The sequence below is a fragment of the Streptomyces sp. NBC_00236 genome (genome assembly GCF_036195045.1).
Classification (GTDB): Bacteria; Actinomycetota; Actinomycetes; order Streptomycetales; family Streptomycetaceae; genus Streptomyces.
Window position 1 is genome coordinate 6,053,948 of record NZ_CP108100.1, and the last position, 21,391, is coordinate 6,075,338.

Genomic DNA, 21,391 nt, shown 5'->3' on the forward strand with positions numbered 1-21,391 from the left:
CGCAATGACGGCACCTATCGAGACCACCAGGGCGGATGCACAGCCCGAAGCGGTGCTGGAAGGCGCAGGCCGTAAGGAGATCGAAGGCCGCTCGCTCGGCCGCATCGCCTGGACCCGCTTCAAGCGGGACAAGGCGGCCATGGCCGGTGGCATCGTTGTCGTGCTGCTGATCCTCGCCGCCGTCCTGTCCAAGCCGCTCCAGTCGCTCCTGGGGCTCGACCCCAACGCGTTCAACCAGAGCCTGGTCGACCCCGTCCTGCTGGCGCCCAAGGGCGACTTCGGCGGGATGAGCCTGGACCACCCGCTCGGTGTCGAGCCGCAGACCGGCCGCGACATCCTCGCGCGCATCCTCGAAGGCTCCTGGGTCTCCCTCGTGGTCGCCGTCGGCTCCACGCTGCTGTCCGTCGTCATCGGTGTCGTCATGGGCGTCGTGGCGGGGTTCTACGGCGGCTGGGTGGACGGCGTCATCAGCCGGCTGATGGACACCTTCCTCGCCTTCCCGCTGCTGCTCTTCGCGATCTCCATCTCCGCCTCCCTCCAGGGCAACGCCTTCGGGATGGAAGGGCTCACGCTGCGGATCGCGGTCCTGATCTTCGTGATCGGCTTCTTCAGCTGGCCGTACATCGGCCGCATCGTCCGCGCACAGACCCTGTCGCTCCGGGAGCGCGAGTTCGTCGAGGCGGCCAGGTCGCTGGGCGCCCGCGGACCGTTCATCCTCTTCCGCGAGCTGCTGCCCAACCTGATCGCGCCGATCCTCGTGTACGCGACGCTGCTGATCCCCACGAACATCCTCTTCGAGGCGTCCCTGTCGTTCCTCGGCGTGGGTATCGCGCCGCCGCAGGCGTCCTGGGGCGGCATGCTCACCCAGGCGGTCGACCTCTACGAGGTGGACCCGATGTTCATGGTCATCCCCGGTATGGCGATCTTCATCACCGTGCTGGCCTTCAATCTGCTGGGGGACGGGCTGCGTGACGCACTCGACCCTCGTGGCAAGTAATCGCGGCAATGCCGCACTGGACTAGCGAGGGGGCTTTCCTCACCATGCAGAACAGAAAGACAGCAGCCGCCATAGCGGTGGCCGTAGCGGTGTCGCTCGGCGCCTCGGCGTGCAGCAGCGACTCGGACAGCGGCGGCAAGGGCGGTGGCGGCGGCAGTGCCAAGGCGGACGCCGGCCTGTCGAGCATCGTCAACGTGAGCGACAAGAAGGGGGGGACGGTCACGTACGAGCACACCAGTGGCCCGGACTCCCTGGACCCCGGTAACACGTACTACGGCTGGGTGCAGAACTTCGCCCGTCTGTACGCGCGTTCGCTGGTGACCTTCAAGCCGGCCGCCGGCAAGGAGAGCCTGCAGGTCGTTCCCGACCTGGCCACCGGCCTCGGCAAGGCCAGCGCGGACGCCAAGACCTGGACGTACACGCTCCGCAAGGGCGTGAAGTTCGAGGACGGCACCGAGATCACCTCGAAGGACGTCAAGTACGCCATCGAGCGCTCCAACTTCGCGCCGGAGGCCCTGTCCAACGGCCCGACGTACTTCAAGGCCTACCTCGAGGGCGGCGACAAGTACAAGGGTCCGTACAAGGACAAGTCCCCCGAGGGCCTCAAGTCCATCGAGACCCCGGACGACCAGACGATCGTCTTCAAGCTGAACAAGCCGTTCGCCGACATGGACTACCTCGCCGCCTTCTCGCAGACGGCGCCGATCCAGCAGAAGGCCGACACGGGCGCCAGCTACGTGCAGAAGATGGTCTCCTCGGGTCCGTACAAGTTCTCGGCCTACGACGAGAGCAAGGGCGCGACGCTCGTCCGCAACCCGGAGTGGGACGCCAAGACGGACCCGATCCGCAAGGCGCTGCCGGACAAGATCGAGCTCAAGTTCAACGTCAACCCCACCACGGTCGACGACCACCTGCTCAACGACGTCACCACCGCGGACATCGCGGGCACGGGTCTGCAGTCCAAGACCCAGCCCAAGGTCCTCGTCAAGGCGTCGGAGAAGGCGAAGACGGACAACCCGTACGCCGGCGCCCTGCAGTACCTGGCGCTGAACGTCAACGTGAAGCCGTTCGACAACGCCGAGTGCCGCAAGGCCGTCCAGTACGCGGTCGACAAGCAGAGCATGGTCGACTCGATCGGCGGCTCGGTCAAGGGCGACCCGGCCTCCACGGTCATCCCCCCCACCGTCGCCGGTTACAAGAAGTTCGACCTGTACCCGAGCGAGGGCAGCAAGGGCGACGCCGCGAAGGCCAAGGAGCACCTGACCAAGTGCGGTCACCCGGACGGCTTCAAGACCACGCTGACGGCGCGTTCCGACCGTCCTGACGAGGTCACCGCCGCCACGCAGCTCCAGGGCAGCCTGAAGAAGATCGGTATCACCGCCGAGATCAAGCAGTTCCCGGCGGACAAGTACTTCACCGACTTCGCGGGTGTCCCGAACTGGGTCCACAAGAACAACGCGGGCATGATGATGATGGCCTGGGGTGCCGACTGGCCGACCGGCTTCGGCTTCCTCGACCAGATCGTGAACGGTACGGCCATCAAGCCGTCCGGCGGCACGAACCTGATGGAGCTCAACGACAAGGGGATCAACGAGCTCCTCGTCAAGGGCATCGGCACCGTCGACACCGCGGCGCGCAACGCGACGTGGGGCGAGGTCGACCAGAAGGTCATGGAGAACGCCTCGGTCGTTCCCCTCTTCTACCGCAAGAACCTGCTGTACCGCCCGGACTCCGCGGCGAACGTGACCGTCACCGACGCGTACCTCGGCATGTACGACTACGTGCTCATGACGTCCACCAAGTAACACCTGTTCATCAAAAGCATCCCCTGAAAGGCAGGTGAAGGCGCCGGGCCGGCGGGCGTGACCCGTCCGCCCGCCCGGCGCCGCACGGCTGTGGCTGCGTACATCATCCGACGCGTATTCGCCGCGGTGTTGCTGCTGCTGGTGGTCAGCGCAGTCACGTTCGCGATCTTCTTCCTGGTGCCCCGCCTCGGCGGGCAGACCCTCGACTCCATGGCCGCCCAGTACGTCGGCAAGAGCCCCGACCCCGACGTCATCGCAGCGGTCAAGAAGAACCTGGGGCTGGACCAGCCCCTGTATCTCCAGTACTGGCACTTCATCAAGGGCATCGTCGTCGGCGCCGAGTACCAGTTCGGCCCCGACCCGGTCACCTGCAACGCGCCCTGCTTCGGGTACTCGTTCAAGACGCACACCGAGATCTGGCCGCAGCTCGTCGACCGCATCCCGGTCACGTTCTCGCTGGCGATCGGTGCCGCTGTCATCTGGGTGGTGTCCGGTGTCGCGATCGGTGTCGTCTCCGCACTGAAGCGCGGATCGTTCTTCGACCGCATCTCCATGGGCGTCGCCCTCGCCGGTGTCTCGCTGCCGATGTTCTTCACCGGCCTCGTGGTCCTGGCGCTCTTCGGCAACGGGGAGTACGTCCCCTTCACCGACGACCCGGTCGCGTGGGCGGGCAGTCTGGTCCTGCCCTGGTGCACCCTCGCCCTGCTCTACTCCGCGCTCTACGCCCGGCTCACCCGGGCCGGGATGCTGGAGACGATGGGCGAGGACTACATCAGAACCGCGCGGGCCAAGGGCCTCAAGGAACGCAAGGTGGTCGTCAAACACGGGCTGCGCTCCGCGCTCACCCCGCTGGTCACGATCTTCGGCATGGACTTCGCGCTGCTGCTGGGCGGCGCGGTCATCACCGAACGAGTCTTCTCCTTCCAGGGCCTGGGCGCCTTCGCCATCCAGGGCGTGACCACCGCCGACCTTCCCAAGGTGATGGGCGTGACCCTGGTCGCCGCCTTCTTCATCGTCCTCTGCAACCTGCTGGTGGACCTCGTGTACGCCGCGATCGACCCCCGGGTGAGGCTCTCATGAGCGACGCAATCAAGAAGGACACCCCGGCGACGGACACCGTTCCGGCCCCGCGGTCCGGCGACGACCACGCGTTCCTCTCCGTACGCAACCTCAGCGTCCACTTCGACACCGACGACGGCCTGGTCAAGTCCGTCGACGGCGTCAGCTTCGACCTGGAGGCCGGCCAGACCCTCGGCATCGTCGGGGAGTCCGGCTCCGGCAAGTCCGTGACCTCACTGGGGATCATGGGCCTGCACACCTCGGAGCGCGCCCGGATCGGCGGCGAGATCTGGCTCGACGGCGAGGAGCTCATCGGCTCCGGCCCCGAGCGCGTACGGAAGCTGCGCGGCCAGAAGATGGCCATGATCTTCCAGGACCCGCTCTCCGCCCTGCACCCGTACTACAGCATCGGCGCGCAGATCGTGGAGGCCCACCGGGTCCACAACAAGGTCGACAAGAAGACCGCTAAGAAGCGCGCCATCGAGATGCTCGACCGCGTCGGCATCCCCGAGCCGCACCGTCGGTACGAGGACTACCCGCACCAGTTCTCCGGCGGTATGCGCCAGCGCGCGATGATCGCGATGGCCCTGGTCAACAACCCGCAGCTGCTTATCGCCGACGAGCCGACGACCGCCCTCGACGTCACCGTCCAGGCGCAGATCCTCGACCTCATCCGCGACCTGCAGAAGGAGTTCGGCTCTGCGGTCGTCATGATCACCCACGACCTCGGTGTGGTCGCCGAGATCGCGGACAGCCTGCTCGTGATGTACGCGGGACGGTGCATCGAGCGCGGCACCGCCGAGAAGGTGTTCTACGAGCCCCAGCACCCCTACACCTGGGGTCTGCTCGGTTCGATGCCGCGGATCGACCGCGAGCAGACCGATCGGCTCATCCCGGTCAAGGGATCGCCGCCCAGTCTCATCAACGTCCCGTCGGGCTGCGCCTTCCACCCGCGCTGCCCGTACGCCGACGTCCCGCCCGACAACATCACCCGCACTGAGCGTCCGGAGCTGCAGCAGGTCAGCGACGGGCACTACTCCGCGTGCCATATGTCGCGCGAGCAGCGCGAACGGATTTGGACCGAAGAGATTGCGCCGAAGCTGTGACTGAGCTGAACAAGAAGACTCCCGCGCCCGCCGCGGCCGGGTCGGACGGGTCCGGTCCCGAGCCGCTCCTCAAGGTCGACGGCCTGGTCAAGCACTTCCCGATCACCAAGGGTGTGCTGAAGCGCAAGGTCGGTGCGGTCCAGGCCGTGGACGGGCTCACCTTCGACGTGCGCCCCGGGGAGACCCTGGGCGTGGTCGGTGAGTCGGGCTGCGGCAAGTCGACCATGGGCCGGCTGGTGACCCGGCTCCTGGAGCCGACCGGCGGCAAGGTCGAGTTCCAGGGCCGCGACATCACCCACATGTCCGCGGGGAAGCTCCGGCCGATGCGCCGCGACATCCAGATGATCTTCCAGGACCCGTACGGCTCGCTGAACCCGCGCCACACGGTCGGCGGCATCGTCGGCACGCCCTTCCGGCTCCAGGGCGTCAAGCCCGAGGGCGGCGTGAAGGCGGAGGTCCAGCGGCTGCTGGAGCTGGTGGGTCTCAACCCCGAGCACTACAACCGCTACCCGCACGAGTTCTCCGGCGGTCAGCGCCAGCGCATCGGCATCGCCCGGGCGCTCGCGCTGAAGCCGAAGCTGGTCGTCGCGGACGAGCCGGTCTCGGCGCTGGACGTGTCGATCCAGGCGCAGGTGGTGAACCTGCTGGACGACCTCCAGGACGAGCTCGGGCTCACGTACATGATCATCGCTCACGACCTCTCGGTGATCCGTCACGTCTCGGACCGGATCGCGGTCATGTACCTCGGCAAGATCGTCGAGCTCGCGGACCGCAAGTCGCTGTACGAGGCGCCGATGCACCCGTACACGAAGGCGCTGATGTCCGCGGTGCCCGTGCCGGATCCGCGTCGGCGCGGTGCCAAGAGCGACCGCATCCTGCTCAAGGGCGACGTGCCGTCGCCGATCTCGCCGCCGACCGGCTGCCGGTTCCACACCCGGTGCTGGAAGGCCACCAAGATCTGCGGGACGACCGAGCCGCCGCTGCTCCAGCTGAAGACCGGACACCAGGTGGCCTGCCACCACCCGGAGAACGGCGAGGACTTGGCACCCGGGGACGCTCCGCTCGTCGCGGACGTCATCACGGTGAAGTCGACGGCCGCGACGGCGCCGGTCGCGGAGGCGGAGGCGGGCGAAGCGGGCACGGTGGCCGAGGAGGCCGCGGAGCCCGAGACGTCCGCAGAGGCGGCCGCGCCGGAAACGCCGGAAGCGCCGGCGGAGTCCGACGGGGCTGCTCCCGACGGGGACGCCGATGGCGAACCCGGCGGCAAGGCTTCCGCCGCGACACCCTCGGAAGCCTCCGAGGACAGCCCCAAGGAGTAGGACCGGCACAATTGCCCGGTGCTCAACGAACTGTTCACGCCCTCCGTCCAGCATGCGCTCGACATCGTCGGAATCTTCGTCTTCGCGATCTCCGGCGCTCTGCTCGCCGTACGCAAGAACTTCGATGTCTTCGGCATCGCGGTCCTCGCCGAGGCGACCGCGCTGGGCGGGGGGCTGTTCCGTGACGTGATCATCGGTGCGGTGCCGCCCGCCGCCTTCACGGACCTCGGGTACTTCACCACTCCGCTGCTCGCCGCCGGCCTGGTCTTCTTCCTGCATCCGCAGGTCGAACGGATCCAGGTCGGCGTGAACGTCTTCGACGCGGCCGGCCTCGGGCTCTTCTGTGTCACGGGGACGGTGAAGGCCTACGACTACGGCCTCGGACTGACCGCGTCCGCGGCGCTGGGCCTCACCACCGCGGTCGGCGGGGGTGTGCTGCGCGACGTGCTGGCCAACGAGGTGCCGTCGCTGCTGCGCTGGGACCGCGATCTGTACGCCGTGCCCGCCATCGTCGGGGCGGCCATGATCGTGCTGTGCATCCGTTTCGAGGCGTTGAACGCCTTCACCAGCGGCTGTGCGGTGATCACCGCGTTCACTCTGCGCATCCTGGCGCTGCGCTACCACTGGCGGGCCCCACGCGCCTACAACCGGCGCTCGGCGACGCCGGACGAGGGCTGAGGCCTCCTCTTCGTCCGATGAGCCGAAGGAAAAAGCTACCGCTCAGTAATGAGATCGATGTACGGTGCTTGCATGGCACAGGCAGCAACGCAGGCGGCACCGACCGCCCAGGCATCCATCGGGGACAGCGAGTTCGACCGGGACACCGCCGTCACCCTCCGCGAGGAAGGCGTCTACGACGCCGAGCTCTCCGCGGGCTGGACGATCATCCACGCCGTCAACGGCGGCTATCTGCTGGCCATGCTCGGCCGCGCCCTCGGTGAGGCCCTGCCGCACGCGGACCCCTTCTCGGTCTCGGCGCACTACCTCACCGCGTCCGTCCCCGGCCCCGCGGTGATCCGTACCCAGACCGTCCGCAGCGGGCGCACCCTCTCCACCGGCCAGGCCTCTCTCTTCCAGTACGCCGAGGACGGCACCGAGGTCGAGCGCATCCGGGTCATCGCCACCTACGGCGACCTGGACGCCCTGACCGACGACATCCGCACCTCGGCCGAGCCTCCGGCCATCCCGCCCCGCGAGCACTGCCTCGGGCCGTCGGACGGCCCCGCCCCGATCCCGGGCAGCTCCGCCATCACCGAGCGGCTCGACATCAAGCTCGATCCGGCGACCATCGGCTGGGCCATCGGGCAGCCGTCCGGCAAGGGCGAGATGCGCGGCTGGTTCGGGCTCGCGGACGGCCGCGACGCCGACGCGCTCTCGCTGCTTCTGACCGTGGACGCGCTGCCGCCGACCTCCTTCGAGCTCGGGCTCAAGGGCTGGACCCCGACCATCGAGCTCACCACCCACATCCGCTGCCGCCCGGCCCCGGGCCCCCTGCGCGTCTCCATCACCACCCGCAACCTGGCGGGCGGCTTCCTGGAGGAGGACGCGGACGTCTGGGACAGCGCGGACCGCCTGGTCGCCCAGTCCCGCCAGCTGGCCCGCGCACCGCGCAGCTGACATTCCCGCATCCGGCCGGGGCGGAGGATGCTGGTCCGGTGAAATCCGACCGGCTGCTCTCCATCCTGCTGCTGCTCCAGACCCGCCGTCTGGTGCCCGCCACCGAGCTGGCCGAGCGCCTCGACGTCTCCGTACGCACCATCTACCGGGACGTCGAGGCGCTCTCCGCGTCCGGTGTGCCCGTCTACTCCGAACGAGGCCGTCACGGCGGCATCGCCCTGCTGCCGGGCTTCCGTACCGACGTCACCGGGCTGACCGCGGACGAGTCGCGCGCCCTGTTCGTCCTGGCCGCGGACGGCGCCCACGCCGCGCTGGGCCTCGACGAGGCGATCGGCTCCGCCCTGCGCAAGGTGATGGCGGCGCTGCCCGCCCCGTACCGGCCCGCCGCCGAGCTGACCAGCCGCCGGATCCTCGTCGACCCGGTGCGCTGGATGGGCGGCCGGCGCGCCGCCGTCGACATCGGCGACCTGCACGACGCCGTGTTCGCCGACCGGCGGCTGCGGCTGCGTTACCGGCACAGCGGTACGCGGACCGCCCGCACCTACACCGTCGACCCGTACGGCCTGGTGGTGAAAGCGGGCGTCTGGTACCTGGTGGCCGACCGTGAAGGAGAACCCCGGCTCTTCCGCGCCGACCGGGTACGGGAGGCCGCCCTGACCGAGGACGCGGTGGTCCGCAGGTCCGGCGTGGAACTGGCGCACGTCTGGGAGGAACTGCGCCGGCAGGTCGAGGAGCGGCAGGGGGAGGTGACCCTGCGGGTGCGGGTGCACCGTTCCCGGCTCGACCTCTTCCTGCGGCTGAACGCGGGCGTGCTCACGCGGGAGCCGACGCCCGAGGACGGGGGCGAGTGGGTGCGGGCCGAACTCGCCGTGGAGTCGGTGGAGTGGGCGCGCTCCCTGCTCTCGTTCGGCCTGAACGTCGAGGTGCTGTCCCCGCCGGAGGCCCGCGCGGTGATGGCCGCGCACGCGGCCGCGGTCATGGCGCTGTACGGGGATCCGGAGCCGGGGGCGTCCGCAGGAAGCGGCTGAGTGCTGCGGTCAGCTCCGCCGGTGCGTCCTCCTGTACGAGATGCCCGGCCCCGTCGATGCTCCGCAGTTCGCTGCCGGGGACGAGCGCGGCCAGTTCATGGCCACGGGCGACCGGGATCCAGGTGTCATCGGCGCCCCAGCAGATCAGCACCGGCAGATCGATCTCCCCGTACCGGTGCTGGATCTCGTCGGTGAACCGCTGGTCGTTCTGGCTGATCTGCCGGTAGAAGGCGGGCTGTCCCGCCTCGGTGCACCAAGGTGCGACGAGCCGGTCCAGCACCGCCGGGGACAGACCGGGGCCACTGGCGGAGCTCACGTACTCCCGCACCAGCGCCCGGTGCAGGGCGGGCGGCAACTGCTCGAAGACCTCCGGGTGTCCGCCCAGCAGCCGGTAGGCGGGCGAGCCCCAGGGGGCGAGCGCCACCGGGTCGACCAGGGCCAGGCGGCGGTAGCGGGCACCGTGCAGCAGGTGGGCGCGCAGGGTGACGCAGCCGCCGAAGTCATGCGCTGCTACGGCTGGTTCGGTCAGTTGCCAGTGGTCGAGGAGCTCGGTGAGCACCCGTGCCTGGGAGGCCAGCGACACGTCCTGGCCCTCGAACTGCGCGGATTCCCCGTACCCGGGCAGGTCCCAGACGAAGACCTGGTGCTCCTGGGCCAGCGCCCGGGCCACGCCGCGCCAGACGTACGAGGAGAAGGGCGTGCCGTGCACCAGCACGACGGGCGGCGCCCCGGCCGGGCCCAGGACGGCCCAGCGGACATCCCCGGCGGAGCTGTGGAACGTACGGTCCAGGACCCATGTCTCATCGCTCATGCGCCACAGCCTAGGAGCTCCGCCCCTTCAGGCCCCGTCCAGCCAGTGCAGGCGGCCGAGCGTGACCAGCCGCAGCCGGCGCCGGGCGACGTGGGCCACCTGCTCGTCCCCGTCCGGGCCGGTGTCCAGCATGGCCGAGGCGGTGATCACCATGTGGTCCACGTAGAGGCCGCCCAGCATCAGCAGGTCCTCCTCGCTCCAGCCCCGCGATTCGGGCTCGTCCGCGAGCGCCGTCGCCACCTCCTGCGCGAACCGCCGCAGCTGGGCGGCTATGGCCTCGCGGACCGGGCCGACGCCGCCGTGCTGCTCACGGGCGATGAAGCGGAAGTGGGCGGGCTGCTGCCGGACATGACGGGTGATCAGTTCGACGCTGCGGTCCAGCCGGACCTCGCTGTCGCCGGTCTCGGCCAGGATCGCCCCGATCATTCCGTGCAGGCTGCCCAGGGTCTGTTCGACCAGGGCCACCCCGAGCGCGGCGATGTCGTCGAAGTGCCGGTAGAAGGCCGTGGGCGTGACACCCACGGCCCGTGTCACCTCGCGCAGGCCCAGGCTGCTCAGGCTCTGGTGCTCCAGCAGCCCGAGGGCCGCGTCCAGGAGTGCCTGCCTGGTCTTCAGCTTCTGGGTCTGGCGGATGCCGGCGGTGTGACTCATGCCATTCAGTAAACAACTGTTCTCCGGGACGGGGAAGGGGGGTGCGGGTCTAGACTGGCAAGTCAGTGCACAGTCGTACTCTCAATCATGGAAAGGCTGACCATGATCGTTCTTGTCGCCGCCCTGCTCCTGCTGGGGATCGTGCTGGGAGCAGTGGTCCAGATTCCGCTTCCACTGTCCCTGGCGCTCGGTGCCCTGATCGGCTGCTGGCTCCTGGTCTTCGCCGTTCGCGAACGGGCGGGTGCGCGCCGCCGCTCCCAGTGACCGGCCCCGTGCCATCAGGTCGTCCACATCAGCGCAGCAGATCCCAAGGAGTCCGCACGATGACACTCACCGCGTTCGCCCGTCGCTCCGAAGCCGCCACCGCGACCGGAACGGCGGAGCCGGCCGGGCCCGACGGCCCCGGCGCCACCCCGCCCGCACCACCGCGGCGCCCCACCCGTGACGCGGACGGTCTCGCCGTCGCCTCGTTCGTGCTCGGCCTCGTCGGCCTGCTGGTGATGAACATCCTGCTCGGCCCGGCCGCCATCGTCATGGCGCTCGTCGCGCTGGCCCGCTCCACCGCCCGCCGCGGCCGCGCCCTGCTCGGGCTGGTGCTCGGCATCGCCGACCTGGTGATCCTGGCCTTCCTCGTCACCGGAAACGGCGTCGTCGCCTGGGACTTCGGCGGCTGACAGGACGCGGACCGCGACCTCTCCCCGCACCGGATCGGGCTCCGGAACGGGGCGGCCGGGACACCGCTTCCGGGGTGCGCGGGCACCGGGACCCCATGCGCCCGCCGTACGCCCCGTCGCGGGCTCGTAGAATCGAGCCCACCATGGCTTACCTCGACCACGCCGCGACCACGCCGATGCTGCCGGAGGCGATCGCGGCGATGACCGCGCAGCTCGCCGTCACCGGCAACGCGTCCTCACTCCACGCCGCCGGGCGCCGGGCCCGCCGTACCGTCGAGGAGTCCAGAGAGACCCTCGCCGACGCCCTCGGCGCACGCCCCAGCGAGGTGGTCCTCACCTCCGGCGGCACCGAGTCCGACAACCTCGCGGTGAAGGGCCTGTACTGGGCCCGCCGCGACGCCGACCCCCGCCGCACCCGGGTCCTGGCCAGCCCCGTCGAGCACCACGCGGTGCTGGACGCCGTCGACTGGCTCGCCGAGCACGAGGGCGCGACCGTCGAGTACCTCCCCGTCGACCGCTACGGCCGCGTGCACCCCGACACGCTGCGCGAGGCGCTGGACCGCAACCCCGACGACGTCGCGATGATCACCGTGATGTGGGCGAACAACGAGATCGGCACCGTCATGCCGGTACGTGAACTGGCCGCGGTGGCCCGCGAGTTCGACGTCCCCATGCATGCCGACGCGGTGCAGGCCTTCGGGCAGCTCGAAGTCGACTTCGCCCGCTCAGGGCTGGCCGCGATGACCGTGAGCGCGCACAAGATCGGCGGCCCGTTCGGCGTCGGCGCGCTGCTGCTCGGCCGTGAGTACACCCCCGTACCCGTGCTGCACGGCGGCGGGCAGGAACGCCATGTGCGCTCCGGCACCCTGGACGTCCCCGGCGTCGCCGCGTTCGCCGTCGCGGGCAGGATCGCCGCCGACGGGCGCGAGGACTTCGCCCGGGACATCGGCGGGCTCCGCGACGAACTCGTCGATGCCGTCCTGGCCCAGGTCCCCGACGCCGTCCTCGGCGGCGACCCGGCCCCCGGCGGGCGGCTGCCGGCCAACGCGCACTTCACCTTCCCCGGCTGCGAGGGCGACTCGCTCCTCCTGCTCCTGGACGCCCAGGGCATCGAATGCTCCACCGGCTCCGCGTGCACGGCCGGGATCGCCCAGCCCAGTCACGTCCTGCTGGCCACCGGCACCGATCCGGACCTGGCCCGCGGCACCCTGCGCTTCTCGCTGGGCCACACCTCGACCAAGCAGGACGTCGAGGACGTGGCACGGGCGATCGGCCCGGCGGTGGAACGGGCGAGGACGGCGGGGCTCAGCTGACGGTCACCGACACCGGGCCCGCCCTCACGGTTTCGCGGCCCGGACCAGCTTCATGTACCGGTCCCAGTCCCAGTGCTTCCCCGGGTCCGTGTGGTCGGTCCCCGGCACCTCCACGTGCCCGATGACGTGCTCGCGGTCCACCGGGATGTCGTACCTCGCGCATATCGCCGCGGTGAGCCGGGCCGACGCCCCGTACATCGCGGCGGTGAAGCCCTGCGGGCGGTCCACGAAGCCTTCGTGCTCGATGCCCACGCTGTGCTCGTTGTAGGAGCGGTTACCTGCGTGGAACGCCACGTCCAGCTCGCGGATCATCTGCGTCACATGACCGTCCTTGCGCACCACGTAGTGCGCCGCGGCTCCGTGCGACGGGTCCTGGAAGGCCCGGACCGCGCTGGTGAAGCTGCCCTGTGTGACGTGGATGACCACGCGGTCGATGTCGTAGTCGTCCGGCCGGTCCGCCCGCCGCCAGTTCTCCTCGGAGGCGGCTGTCCATGTGGCCCGTGCGTAGTCCACCTCGCCCGGCTTGCGCGGCTTCTCCACTCCGGGCAGCCGCCACCAGGCCCTCTTGAGCCGGTCCCGTGCCAGCACCGCCGTACCCGCCGCCGTGACGACACCGCCGATCAGCACCGCGCGCCGGCTGATGCCGCTGCCGGTTCCCGATCCTGCGGGGCCCTTGGCGCCCGCCGTCCCCTTGGTCCCCATGTGATCGACAACGCTTATCCGCGAGCTTTCGGTTCCCGGGGACCCGTACCCTGGTGGAGCTATGACTCAGACTTCCCAGCGCCCCCTCCGTGTGCTCGCCGCCATGTCGGGCGGTGTCGACTCCGCCGTCGCGGCCGCCCGCGCCGCCGAGGCGGGCCACGACGTGACCGGCGTGCACCTCGCGCTCTCGGCCAACCCGCAGTCCTTCCGGACCGGGGCCCGAGGCTGTTGCACGATCGAGGACTCCCGTGACGCCCGCCGTGCCGCGGACGTCATCGGCATCCCCTTCTACGTCTGGGACCTCGCGGAACGCTTCCGCGAAGACGTCGTGGAGGACTTCGTCGCCGAGTACGAGGCGGGGCGCACCCCCAACCCCTGCCTGCGCTGCAACGAGAAGATCAAGTTCGCGGCCCTGCTCGACAAGGCCCTGGCGCTCGGCTTCGACGCCGTGTGCACCGGTCACTACGCCACCGTCGTCCTCGGCGAGGACGGCAGCCGTGAGCTGCACCGCGCCTCCGACATGGCCAAGGACCAGAGCTACGTCCTCGGCGTCCTCGACGAGCGCCAGCTCGCCCACGCGATGTTCCCGCTCGGCGACACCCTCACCACCAAGGACGAGATCCGCGCCGAGGCCGAGCGCCGGGGCCTCGCGGTCGCCAAGAAGCCCGACAGCCACGACATCTGCTTCATCGCCGACGGCGACACCCAGGGCTTCCTGGCGGACCGCCTCGGCGGCAAGGCGGAGGGCGACATCCTCGACGAGTCCGGTGCGAAGCTCGGCACCCACGAGGGCGCCTTCGGCTTCACCATCGGTCAGCGCAAGGGCCTGCGCATCGGCCACCCGGCCGCCGACGGCAAGCCGCGCTACGTCTTGGACATCTCCCCGGTGAACAACACGGTGACCGTCGGCCCGGTCGAGGCCCTCGACGTGACCGCTCTCACCGCGATCAGGCCCCGCTGGTGCGGAACCCCGCCGTCCGGCCCCGGCACGTACACCGCCCAGCTCCGCGCCCACGGCGGCGAGACCGAGGTGACGGCCGAGCTGGTGGACGGGACGCTCAGCGTCGCCTTCACCGAGCCGGTACGGGGTGTGGCCCCCGGCCAGGCGGTCGTGCTGTACGACGGGACGCGCGTGGTCGGGTCGGCGACGATCGCGACGACGGTGCGGCGGGAGACGGCGGCGGCCGCTTCCGACTGAGCGCCCTACCCGGCCCGCGGCGCGCCGTAGGAGAACCGGTGCCCGGCGAAGTCGGCGACATGGACGTACCCGATGCGCTGGTAGAGGGCGTTGCTGGTGGGGTTGTCCGGGTCCGTGAACAGGACGACGTCCGTGGCGCCCGCGGCCAGGGCCGCCCTGCTCGCCTCGGCCGTCACGGCTCCCGCGTAGCCGTGGCCGCGGAGGCGGGCCGGGGTGTAGACGGGGTCCACGCGGACCATGCCGCCGACGAGCGAGGTCGCGGCCGCCATCGAGACGGGGGCGCCGGCCGGGGTCTCCCAGAACGTGAAGTGCCGGTCGCCGAAACGCGAGTCGTCCCAGGCCCCGGCGTCGATCAGATCGATGGAGGCCTGCTCTCCGACATCGACACAGAACTCACGGCACCAGCGCACGACTTGCTCGCGGTCCCCGCCGCCCACCGTGCGCCCCTGGCCCTCCGGCCGCGGCAGCGGGGGAGTGAGCGTGCCGAGACGGTAGAGATGCGTGCGCCAGAAGGGCAGGGGCACCGCCCCCGTGTACCGCCGCCACGACTCGGCGAAAGCGCCGGCGGTGTCGTGGTCCGCGATGACGTGGGCAGGGGAGAGGCCGAGGCCCGCCAGACGGGCGGCGAGCGCGTCGGTCCGCTCGGGGGACAGGGGCGTGAGACCCAGGCGGCCGCGCGGGGTGAGGTAGAGGATCGCGACGACGCCGCCTCCCGACTCCAGCCGGCCGAACACGGCGGCTTCGGCGTCGTGGCCGGCGGCCCTTCGTGCCCGCAGCCTCTCGACGTCCGTCAGGGGCGTGTTGTGCAGGGCGGGGCGCGAGCGCAGGAAGTCTCCGGCTCGGGCGAGGAAGTCGTCAACGTCCTGGGTGAGGTGCCAGCCTTCGGGGAGCATGCTTCATGATCCCGGACGGCCGGCACCGGATGCAGCAACGGTGCCCCGCGCGGCAACGCCCGACCCCTGTACGGGCGTGACCGCGCGGGGTGCTCGGCCCCCCGGCCCGCCCGTGCGTACTCAGGACGCCTGGCGCGCGTACACGTCCCGCGTGAAGAACTCCGCCAGCACCGGAGCGACCGCCTGCGGTGCCAGCTCCCGCATCTGTCCCGTCAGGGTGCGGTGCCGGCCCCGGGGCAGGGCGTCCGCCAGCAAGCGGGTCGACGCCCTCGCGGTGGCCGGGCTGAAGCCGCCGCAGATCACCAGGGTCCGCGCCGGCACCGAGGCGAACCGCTCGACCGGGACCGCGCCGTCGCCCAGCACCGCGTCGTCGTAGGCGAGCGTGTGTGCCACGGATTCCAGGGTCCGCCACAGCGGCGCCCGCCGCATCCTGGCGATCACGTCGGCCGTGACCCCCGTCACGGTCAGGAACAGCTCCACCGCCCCTCCCCGGTCGCCGGCGGACAGCAGCCGGTGCAGCCGGGCCGTGCAGCCGGCCTTGAAGAGGAGGCCTGCGGCGCCCGGGGTGTAGGGCGGCTCGTACACCGCGAGTCCGGCAGCCGGGAGCCCGGCCGCCAGCGCCTCCAGGGCCAGCGCGCCGCCGGCCCCGACTCCGAACACCGAGGGCCGTCCGCCCACCGCCTCCGCGAGCGCCGCCAGATCCTCGATCTCGCGCTTCACGGCATAGGGCGACCCGTCGCCGCTGGCGCCCCGGCCGCGCCGGTCGTACGTGACGACCTCGAAGCGCGGCGCGAGGAGCCGGGCCAGCGGAGCCTCGGTCGCCGCGGTGCCCAGCGCGCCGCTCACCAGAATCAGCGGCGGTCCTTGGCCCCGGCGCCCGTACGCGATCAGGGTGCCGTCGCGGGAGAGAGTCTTGTCCATGTGGAGGTGGACTGCGGGGCGGGCGGAAACTCATCGTTCTCCGCGAAAACTCTCTGAACTTTCTCTTCTCCGCAGCTCAGAAGGGGTGTTGACGCTGTGCCGACGGTCAGGCGGTGACCGTCTCGGTGTCGTAGAAGCAGAAGTGGTCCTTGATCGCGGCCACTTCGGTCTTCGGATCCGGGTAGGCCCAGACGAGGTCGGCCGCCTCCGGACGGGACCAGTAGGAGGCATCTCCCTTGAACGGGCAGTGGGTCCGGGTCTCCGACGCAGTGAGCAGCTCGGTACGGACGTCCTCGGGCGGCAGGTAGTAGCGGACCGGACAGCCCGTCTCGCGCAGCACGAGCGGGCGCCGGCTCTCGGCGAGCAGCACTCCGTCCCGGACCACGCGCACATGCTCGGTGCCGGGCTCGACGGTGATGCGATGTCCTCGGGTGGCAGTCATGTGGTGTTCAGCCCCGCGGGGCGTGGGTTTCTTCCCCGGATGCGGCACCGTCGGTGCCGGCCTCTAACGTGACACTCATGAAGATCTGCGTTTTCCTCTCCGCCGCCGACCTCGACGACCGCTACACCGTGCCCGCCCGTGAGTTCGCCGAGCTGATCGGCCGCGGCGGGCACACCCTGGTCTGGGGCGGTTCGGAGAGCGGGCTGATGAAGGTCGTCGCGGACGGCGTGCAGGAGACGGGCGGGAAGCTGGTCGGGGTGTCCGTGGACTTCCTGGCCGCGAAGGCGCGGACCAACGCGGACGAGATGGTGATCGCCCGGGACCTCGCCGAGCGCAAGGCGCTGCTCCTGGAGAAGTCCGACGCGGTCGTGATCATGGTCGGCGGCACCGGCACGCTCGACGAGGCCACCGAGATCCTGGAGCTCAAGAAGCACGGCAAGACCACCAAGCCGGTCGTGCTGCTCAACACGGCGGGGTTCTACGACGGGCTCCGCCAGCAGTTCCAGCGCATGGAGGACGAGGGCTTCCTTCCCCTCCCGCTGACCGACCTGGTGTTCTTCGCGAAGGACGGGGTCGGCGCCCTGGCCTACCTGGAGGAGTGGGCCGGCCTGCAGTGACGTGCGGGCGGTGGGGCGCCGGGTGCGACGATGGGCGTATGTCCACTCACCTCATCACCGGTGCCGGTTCCGGCATCGGCGCAGCCGTCGCCCGCCGTCTCACGGAGCGCGGCGACGAGCTCGTCCTGCTGGCCCGGGACGCGGGCCGCGCCAAGGAACTGGCCGCGCTCCACCCCGGCGCCCGCACGCTCGTCGGCGACCTGTCCAACCCGGACCGGCTCTCCTGGGCCTTCGGCCAGCAGCCGATGCCGGAACGGCTCGACTCGCTGCTGCATATCGCGGGCGTCGTCGAACTCGGCCGCGTCGGCGAGCTCACCCCCAAGGCCTGGCACTTCCAGCTCAACGCCAACCTGATCGCCCCGGCCGAACTGACCCGCCTCCTGCTGCCCCAGCTGCGGGTCGCCCAGGGCCACGTCCTCTTCGTCAACTCCGGCGCCGGGCTCTCCGCGAGCCCCGAGTGGAGCGCGTACGCCGCCAGCAAGCACGGACTGAAGGCGCTCGCCGACTCGCTGCGCCACGAGGAGCACGAGAACGGGGTGCGGGTGACGTCCGTCTACCCGGGCCGTACGGCCAGCCCCATGCAGGCCAAGGTCCACCAGCAGGAGGGCAAGGAGTACGACGCCTCGCGCTGGATCGCCCCCGAGTCCGTCGCCACCACGATCCTGATGGCGCTCGACCTGCCCCGCGACGCCGAGGTCAACGACCTCACGGTGCGCCCCGGCCGCTGACGGCCCGCGGGCTCACCGCGCGCCCTGGCCGCTGACGGCCCGCGTGGGGATCGGCCGCTGACGGCCGGGGCCGCGAACCGCCGTAGGCTTCCCGCGTGAGCGAGAAGAGCAAGTTCAGCGGGTGCCCGGCCACCGGAATCGGTTCGATGCCCGGAGGCGACGCACGGGAGGCGGCGAAGACCGTCACCGGCTCCTTCGGGGACGGCCAGGGCGTGCCGTATCTGGCGGAACTCCCTGCGCGCGGCCCCGGCGCGGACATGATCGGGCGGTCCATCGGGCTGCTCGTCGAGATGTACGGACACGTCGAGCCCAGCGGCTGGCGCATCAGCGACCGGCCGGGGCGCGACACCCGCCGGGCCCGGTCCTGGCTCGGCGAGGACCTCGACGCACTGGAGGAGTTCACCCAGGGGTACGAGGGCCCGCTCAAGGTGCAGGCCGTCGGGCCGTGGACGCTCGCCGCCGCGCTGGAGCGGCGGAGCGGCGAGGCCGTCCTCGGTGACCCCGGCGCCTGCCGCGACCTGGCGGGCTCGCTCGCGGAGGGGCTGCGCGACCACCTCGCCGAGGTGCGGCGCCGGATGCCCGGTGCGCGCGTGATCCTCCAGCTCGACGAACCGTCGCTGACCGGGGTCCTGCTCGGGCGGATCCGGACGGCCAGCGGCTACCGCACCTACCGGGCCGTGGACCGCCAGGTCGTCGAGGACACCCTGCGCGACGTGCTCGCCGTGGCCGGCGACGCCGCCACGGTCGTGCACACCTGCGCCCCCGACGTGCCGTTCGCCCTGCTGCGCCGGGCCGGGACCGACGGAATCTCCTTCGACTTCTCCCTGCTCACCGAGCGTGAGGAGGAGGCGATCGGGGAAGCGGTCGAGGGCGGCACCCAGCTGTTCCTCGGGGTGGTGCCGGGCACCGACCCGGCCTCGGGCGGATTGTCGGACCCGGGCGGTAGCGTCATGGGTGTCAGGACGCTGTGGCGCAGGCTGGGGCTGAATCCGGGGACTCTCACCGAGTCCGTGGCGATCACCCCGTCGTGCGGTCTCGCGGGTGCCTCGCCCGCGTACGCCCGTGCCGCGCTCGCCCACTGCGCCCGGGCCGCGAAATCGCTCGCAGACAACCCTGAGTAACGGGGTACTGGGTAACGGGAGGACGGGACGATGGCCGGCGAACAGCAGACATCACTGCCGGGCGAACAGGAGACGGCGGTGCCGGCCCAGGCACGGGAGCGGCACGCTCTCCTCGCCGAGCAGGTCGAGGAGCACCGCTTCCGCTACTACGTGAACGACCAGCCGGTCGTCAGCGACGCGGAGTTCGACCGGCTGATGCGTGAGCTGGAGGCACTGGAGGACGAGCACCCGCCGCTGCGCACACCCGACTCGCCGACCCAGAAGGTCGCGGGGCCGTACCGGACGGAATTCACCTCCGTCGCGCACCGCGAGCGGATGCTGTCCCTGGACAACGCCTTCGACGACGAGGAGCTGGCCGCCTGGGGCGAGCGGATCGCGCGGGACGTGGGCGCGACCGGCTACCACTTCCTGTGCGAGCTCAAGATCGACGGCCTCGCGGTCAACCTCACCTACGAGCACGGGCTGCTGACCCGGGCCACGACCCGGGGCGACGGCCGCACCGGCGAGGACATCACGCCCAACGTCCGCACCATCGCGGAGATCCCGCACCGGCTCAAGGGCGACCGGATCCCGGAGCTCGTCGAGATCCGAGGCGAGGTCTTCTTCCCCATGGAGGGATTCGAGGAGCTGAACGCCCGGCTGGTCGAGGCCGACGACAAACCCTTCGCCAACCCGCGCAACGCGGCGGCCGGTTCACTGCGCCAGAAGGACCCCAAGGTCACCGCCACCCGGCCGCTGCACATGGTGGTCCACGGCATCGGTGCCCGCGAGGGCTTCGACATCGACCGCCTCTCGCACGCCTACGAGCTGCTCCACGAATGGGGCCTGCCCACCGCCAAGTACAACAAGGTGGTGGACTCCCTCGCCGGGGTGCGGGAGTTCATCGCGTACTTCGGCGAGCACCGCCACTCCGTGGAACACGAGATCGACGGAGTCGTCGTCAAGCTCGACGAGATCCCGCTCCAGGGCCGCCTCGGCTCCACCTCCCGAGCCCCGCGCTGGGCGATCGCCTGGAAGTACGCGCCGGAGGAGGTCAACACCAAGCTCGTCAACATCCGCGTCGGAGTCGGCCGCACCGGCCGCGTCACCCCGTACGCCCAGGTCGAACCGGTCGAGGTGGCGGGCTCCGAGGTCGAGTTCGCGACCCTGCACAACCAGAACGTGGTGCGTGCGAAGGGCGTCCTGATCGGCGACACCGTCGTGCTCCGCAAGGCCGGCGACGTGATCCCGGAGATCCTCGGCCCCGTCGTCGACCTCCGGGACGGCACCGAGCAGGCCTTCGTCATGCCCACGCACTGCCCCGAGTGCGGGACGGAGCTACGGCCGATGAAGGAGGCCGACATCGACGTCCGCTGCCCCAACGCCCGCTCCTGCCCCGCGCAGCTGCGGGAGCGGGTCGCCTATCTGGCGGGCCGCAAGTGCCTGGACATCGACCACTTCGGATACGTTGCCGCCGCAGCCCTGACCCAGCCGCTGGAGCCCGCCGACCCGCCGCTGCGGGACGAGGGCGACCTCTTCGGTCTGACCGTCGAGCAGCTGCTGCCCATCCGCGCCTATGTGCTCGACATGGACAGCGGGCTGCCCAAGCGGGACCCGAAGACCGGCGAGGAGAAGATCGCGACGGTCTTCGCCAACCAGCAGGGCGAGCCGAAGAAGAACGCCGTCGCCATGCTGGACGCCATCGCCGCGGCGAAGGAGGCCCCGCTGGCCCGGATCCTCACCGGGCTCTCCATCCGCCATGTCGGGCCGGTCGCCGCCCAGGAGCTGGCCCGCCAGTTCCGGTCGATCGACCGCATCGAGGAGGCCACCGAGCAGGAGCTGTCCGACGCCGACGGCGTCGGGCCGATCATCGCCGCCTCCGTCAAACAGTGGTTCGCCGAGGACTGGCACCGCGAGATCCTGCGCAAGTGGCGGGAGGCCGGGGTCCGGATGGAGGACGAGGGCGCCGGTGAGGAGGAGGGGCCGAGGCCGCTCGAAGGACTCACCGTCGTCGTGACCGGCACCCTCACCGGGCACACCAGGGACGGTGCGAAGGACGCCCTGCAGAGCCGTGGGGCGAAGGTCACCGGTTCCGTCTCGAAGAAGACCTCCTTCGTCGTCGTGGGCGACAACCCCGGATCGAAGTACGACAAGGCGATGCAGCTCAAAGTGCCCGTGCTGGACGAGGACGGCTTCGCCGTGCTGCTCGACCAGGGACCCGAGGCGGCGCGCGAGGCCGCCGTTCCGGTCGAGGAGCAGTAGGCGAAGAGCCGGAGGGAAGGATCCGGAGGGGAGCGGACGGGAAGTGTGCCGGAGGGTGAGGGGGAGGTGACACACCGTCGGATTCACCCGATCGGCGCATAGCAGATGCTGACGGGTGGTCGGTTCGCATTCGGGCAAGAGCGGTAGA

Annotated in this window: 22 protein-coding genes; 16 read left to right on the forward strand and 6 right to left on the reverse strand. The window is 70.8% G+C overall.

The genetic code is table 11. The features are described 5' to 3' along the window. Nucleotides 1-4 precede the first annotated feature (4 nt). From OG446_RS27195 to OG446_RS27230, 8 genes are all read left to right on the forward strand, one after another. Nucleotides 5-997, forward strand: a complete 993-nt coding sequence (locus OG446_RS27195) for an ABC transporter permease (protein ID WP_328896487.1) — start codon at nucleotides 5-7, stop codon at nucleotides 995-997. A 44-nt stretch (nucleotides 998-1,041) separates the two neighbouring features. Further along, a complete protein-coding gene (locus OG446_RS27200) occupies nucleotides 1,042-2,802 on the forward strand; it encodes an ABC transporter substrate-binding protein (protein ID WP_328896488.1) in 1,761 nt (586 codons plus the stop codon). Nucleotides 2,803-2,892: 90 nt separating this feature from the next. Continuing rightward, nucleotides 2,893-3,882, forward strand: a complete 990-nt coding sequence (locus tag OG446_RS27205; RefSeq protein WP_328898428.1) for an ABC transporter permease — start codon at nucleotides 2,893-2,895, stop codon at nucleotides 3,880-3,882. Continuing rightward, nucleotides 3,879-4,967 (forward strand): ABC transporter ATP-binding protein, encoded by a 1,089-nt coding sequence (locus OG446_RS27210; RefSeq protein WP_328896489.1) that lies wholly within the window; start codon nucleotides 3,879-3,881, stop codon nucleotides 4,965-4,967. The genes OG446_RS27205 and OG446_RS27210 overlap by 4 nt, the downstream gene beginning before the upstream one ends. Beyond that, the gene (locus tag OG446_RS27215) at nucleotides 4,964-6,286 is read left to right on the forward strand and encodes an ABC transporter ATP-binding protein (protein ID WP_328896490.1); all 1,323 of its coding nucleotides are present in this window, start codon (nucleotides 4,964-4,966) and stop codon (nucleotides 6,284-6,286) included. Before OG446_RS27210 ends, OG446_RS27215 begins: the two co-directional genes overlap by 4 nt. 18 nt (nucleotides 6,287-6,304) lie before the next feature. Beyond that, nucleotides 6,305-6,964, forward strand: coding sequence for a trimeric intracellular cation channel family protein (locus tag OG446_RS27220; RefSeq protein ID WP_328896491.1), 660 nt, complete (start codon nucleotides 6,305-6,307; stop codon nucleotides 6,962-6,964). A gap of 72 nt (nucleotides 6,965-7,036) precedes the next feature. Further along, entirely contained in the window at nucleotides 7,037-7,903 is an 867-nt protein-coding gene (locus OG446_RS27225) for a thioesterase family protein (protein WP_219571122.1), read from the forward strand. A gap of 38 nt (nucleotides 7,904-7,941) precedes the next feature. Next, nucleotides 7,942-8,931 carry a helix-turn-helix transcriptional regulator gene (locus OG446_RS27230; RefSeq protein ID WP_328896492.1) on the forward strand — a complete coding sequence of 330 codons (990 nt, stop codon included), beginning with the start codon at nucleotides 7,942-7,944 and terminating at the stop codon, nucleotides 8,929-8,931. Here the strand turns inward: OG446_RS27230 and OG446_RS27235 are convergent. Next, entirely contained in the window at nucleotides 8,879-9,742 is an 864-nt protein-coding gene (locus OG446_RS27235) for an alpha/beta fold hydrolase (RefSeq protein ID WP_328896493.1), read from the reverse strand. The two genes, OG446_RS27230 and OG446_RS27235, sit on opposite strands and share 53 nt — an antisense overlap. A gap of 27 nt (nucleotides 9,743-9,769) precedes the next feature. After that, entirely contained in the window at nucleotides 9,770-10,393 is a 624-nt protein-coding gene (locus OG446_RS27240; RefSeq protein ID WP_328896494.1) for a TetR family transcriptional regulator, read from the reverse strand. Between the two features lie 87 nt (nucleotides 10,394-10,480). Here OG446_RS27240 and OG446_RS27245 point away from each other — a divergent pair, with 87 nt between their 5' ends. The 3 genes from OG446_RS27245 (at nucleotide 10,481) to OG446_RS27255 (ending at nucleotide 12,380) form a co-directional block, all read left to right on the forward strand. Continuing rightward, nucleotides 10,481-10,657: a hypothetical protein gene (locus tag OG446_RS27245; protein ID WP_328898541.1), complete on the forward strand. Its 177-nt coding sequence runs from the start codon at nucleotides 10,481-10,483 to the stop codon at nucleotides 10,655-10,657. A gap of 59 nt (nucleotides 10,658-10,716) precedes the next feature. Further along, a complete protein-coding gene (locus OG446_RS27250; protein ID WP_328896495.1) occupies nucleotides 10,717-11,067 on the forward strand; it encodes a DUF4190 domain-containing protein in 351 nt (116 codons plus the stop codon). A 143-nt stretch (nucleotides 11,068-11,210) separates the two neighbouring features. After that, nucleotides 11,211-12,380, forward strand: a complete 1,170-nt coding sequence (locus OG446_RS27255; RefSeq protein ID WP_328896496.1) for a cysteine desulfurase family protein — start codon at nucleotides 11,211-11,213, stop codon at nucleotides 12,378-12,380. A gap of 24 nt (nucleotides 12,381-12,404) precedes the next feature. On the opposite strand, the gene OG446_RS27260 is transcribed toward OG446_RS27255, so the two are convergent. Next, entirely contained in the window at nucleotides 12,405-13,082 is a 678-nt protein-coding gene (locus OG446_RS27260) for an N-acetylmuramoyl-L-alanine amidase (RefSeq protein WP_328896497.1), read from the reverse strand. Nucleotides 13,083-13,143: 61 nt separating this feature from the next. On the opposite strand from OG446_RS27260, the gene mnmA reads away from it, so the two are divergent. Further along, nucleotides 13,144-14,280, forward strand: coding sequence for a tRNA 2-thiouridine(34) synthase MnmA (gene mnmA, locus OG446_RS27265; protein ID WP_328896498.1), 1,137 nt, complete (start codon nucleotides 13,144-13,146; stop codon nucleotides 14,278-14,280). Between the two features lie 5 nt (nucleotides 14,281-14,285). Here the strand turns inward: mnmA and OG446_RS27270 are convergent, their stop codons facing one another. The 3 genes from OG446_RS27270 to OG446_RS27280 form a co-directional block, all read right to left on the reverse strand. Further along, nucleotides 14,286-15,173 carry a GNAT family N-acetyltransferase gene (locus OG446_RS27270; protein WP_328896499.1) on the reverse strand — a complete coding sequence of 296 codons (888 nt, stop codon included), beginning with the start codon at nucleotides 15,171-15,173 and terminating at the stop codon, nucleotides 14,286-14,288. Nucleotides 15,174-15,293: 120 nt separating this feature from the next. Next, the gene (locus OG446_RS27275; protein ID WP_328896500.1) at nucleotides 15,294-16,094 is read right to left on the reverse strand and encodes an alpha/beta fold hydrolase; all 801 of its coding nucleotides are present in this window, start codon (nucleotides 16,092-16,094) and stop codon (nucleotides 15,294-15,296) included. 106 nt (nucleotides 16,095-16,200) lie between these two features. Next, the gene (locus OG446_RS27280) at nucleotides 16,201-16,536 is read right to left on the reverse strand and encodes a DUF427 domain-containing protein (protein ID WP_328896501.1); all 336 of its coding nucleotides are present in this window, start codon (nucleotides 16,534-16,536) and stop codon (nucleotides 16,201-16,203) included. Between the two features lie 77 nt (nucleotides 16,537-16,613). Between OG446_RS27280 and OG446_RS27285 the strand changes: the two genes are divergently transcribed. From OG446_RS27285 to ligA, 4 genes are all read left to right on the forward strand, one after another. Then, nucleotides 16,614-17,153 (forward strand): TIGR00730 family Rossman fold protein, encoded by a 540-nt coding sequence (locus OG446_RS27285; protein ID WP_328896502.1) that lies wholly within the window; start codon nucleotides 16,614-16,616, stop codon nucleotides 17,151-17,153. A 38-nt stretch (nucleotides 17,154-17,191) separates the two neighbouring features. Beyond that, nucleotides 17,192-17,881, forward strand: a complete 690-nt coding sequence (locus OG446_RS27290) for an SDR family oxidoreductase (protein ID WP_328896503.1) — start codon at nucleotides 17,192-17,194, stop codon at nucleotides 17,879-17,881. Nucleotides 17,882-17,976: 95 nt separating this feature from the next. After that, nucleotides 17,977-19,002, forward strand: coding sequence for a methionine synthase (locus OG446_RS27295; RefSeq protein ID WP_328896504.1), 1,026 nt, complete (start codon nucleotides 17,977-17,979; stop codon nucleotides 19,000-19,002). 30 nt (nucleotides 19,003-19,032) lie between these two features. After that, nucleotides 19,033-21,243 carry an NAD-dependent DNA ligase LigA gene (gene ligA, locus OG446_RS27300; protein ID WP_328896505.1) on the forward strand — a complete coding sequence of 737 codons (2,211 nt, stop codon included), beginning with the start codon at nucleotides 19,033-19,035 and terminating at the stop codon, nucleotides 21,241-21,243. Nucleotides 21,244-21,391: the final 148 nt, after the last annotated feature.

Bases quoted from the DNA above. Each gene is read 5' to 3' on its own strand.
- OG446_RS27195 (WP_328896487.1), top strand. From the start codon at position 5: ATGACGGCACCTATCGAGACCACCAGGGCGGATGCACAGCCCGAAGCG.
- OG446_RS27200 (WP_328896488.1), top strand. From the start codon at position 1,042: ATGCAGAACAGAAAGACAGCAGCCGCCATAGCGGTGGCCGTAGCGGTG.
- OG446_RS27210 (WP_328896489.1), top strand. From the start codon at position 3,879: ATGAGCGACGCAATCAAGAAGGACACCCCGGCGACGGACACCGTTCCG.
- OG446_RS27225 (WP_219571122.1), top strand. From the start codon at position 7,037: ATGGCACAGGCAGCAACGCAGGCGGCACCGACCGCCCAGGCATCCATC.
- OG446_RS27235 (WP_328896493.1), bottom strand. From the start codon at position 9,742: ATGAGCGATGAGACATGGGTCCTGGACCGTACGTTCCACAGCTCCGCC.
- OG446_RS27240 (WP_328896494.1), bottom strand. From the start codon at position 10,393: ATGAGTCACACCGCCGGCATCCGCCAGACCCAGAAGCTGAAGACCAGG.
- OG446_RS27245 (WP_328898541.1), top strand. From the start codon at position 10,481: ATGGAAAGGCTGACCATGATCGTTCTTGTCGCCGCCCTGCTCCTGCTG.
- OG446_RS27250 (WP_328896495.1), top strand. From the start codon at position 10,717: ATGACACTCACCGCGTTCGCCCGTCGCTCCGAAGCCGCCACCGCGACC.
- OG446_RS27255 (WP_328896496.1), top strand. From the start codon at position 11,211: ATGGCTTACCTCGACCACGCCGCGACCACGCCGATGCTGCCGGAGGCG.
- OG446_RS27260 (WP_328896497.1), bottom strand. From the start codon at position 13,082: ATGGGGACCAAGGGGACGGCGGGCGCCAAGGGCCCCGCAGGATCGGGA.
- mnmA (WP_328896498.1), top strand. From the start codon at position 13,144: ATGACTCAGACTTCCCAGCGCCCCCTCCGTGTGCTCGCCGCCATGTCG.
- OG446_RS27270 (WP_328896499.1), bottom strand. From the start codon at position 15,173: ATGCTCCCCGAAGGCTGGCACCTCACCCAGGACGTTGACGACTTCCTC.
- OG446_RS27275 (WP_328896500.1), bottom strand. From the start codon at position 16,094: ATGGACAAGACTCTCTCCCGCGACGGCACCCTGATCGCGTACGGGCGC.
- OG446_RS27280 (WP_328896501.1), bottom strand. From the start codon at position 16,536: ATGACTGCCACCCGAGGACATCGCATCACCGTCGAGCCCGGCACCGAG.
- OG446_RS27285 (WP_328896502.1), top strand. From the start codon at position 16,614: ATGAAGATCTGCGTTTTCCTCTCCGCCGCCGACCTCGACGACCGCTAC.
- OG446_RS27290 (WP_328896503.1), top strand. From the start codon at position 17,192: ATGTCCACTCACCTCATCACCGGTGCCGGTTCCGGCATCGGCGCAGCC.
- ligA (WP_328896505.1), top strand. From the start codon at position 19,033: ATGGCCGGCGAACAGCAGACATCACTGCCGGGCGAACAGGAGACGGCG.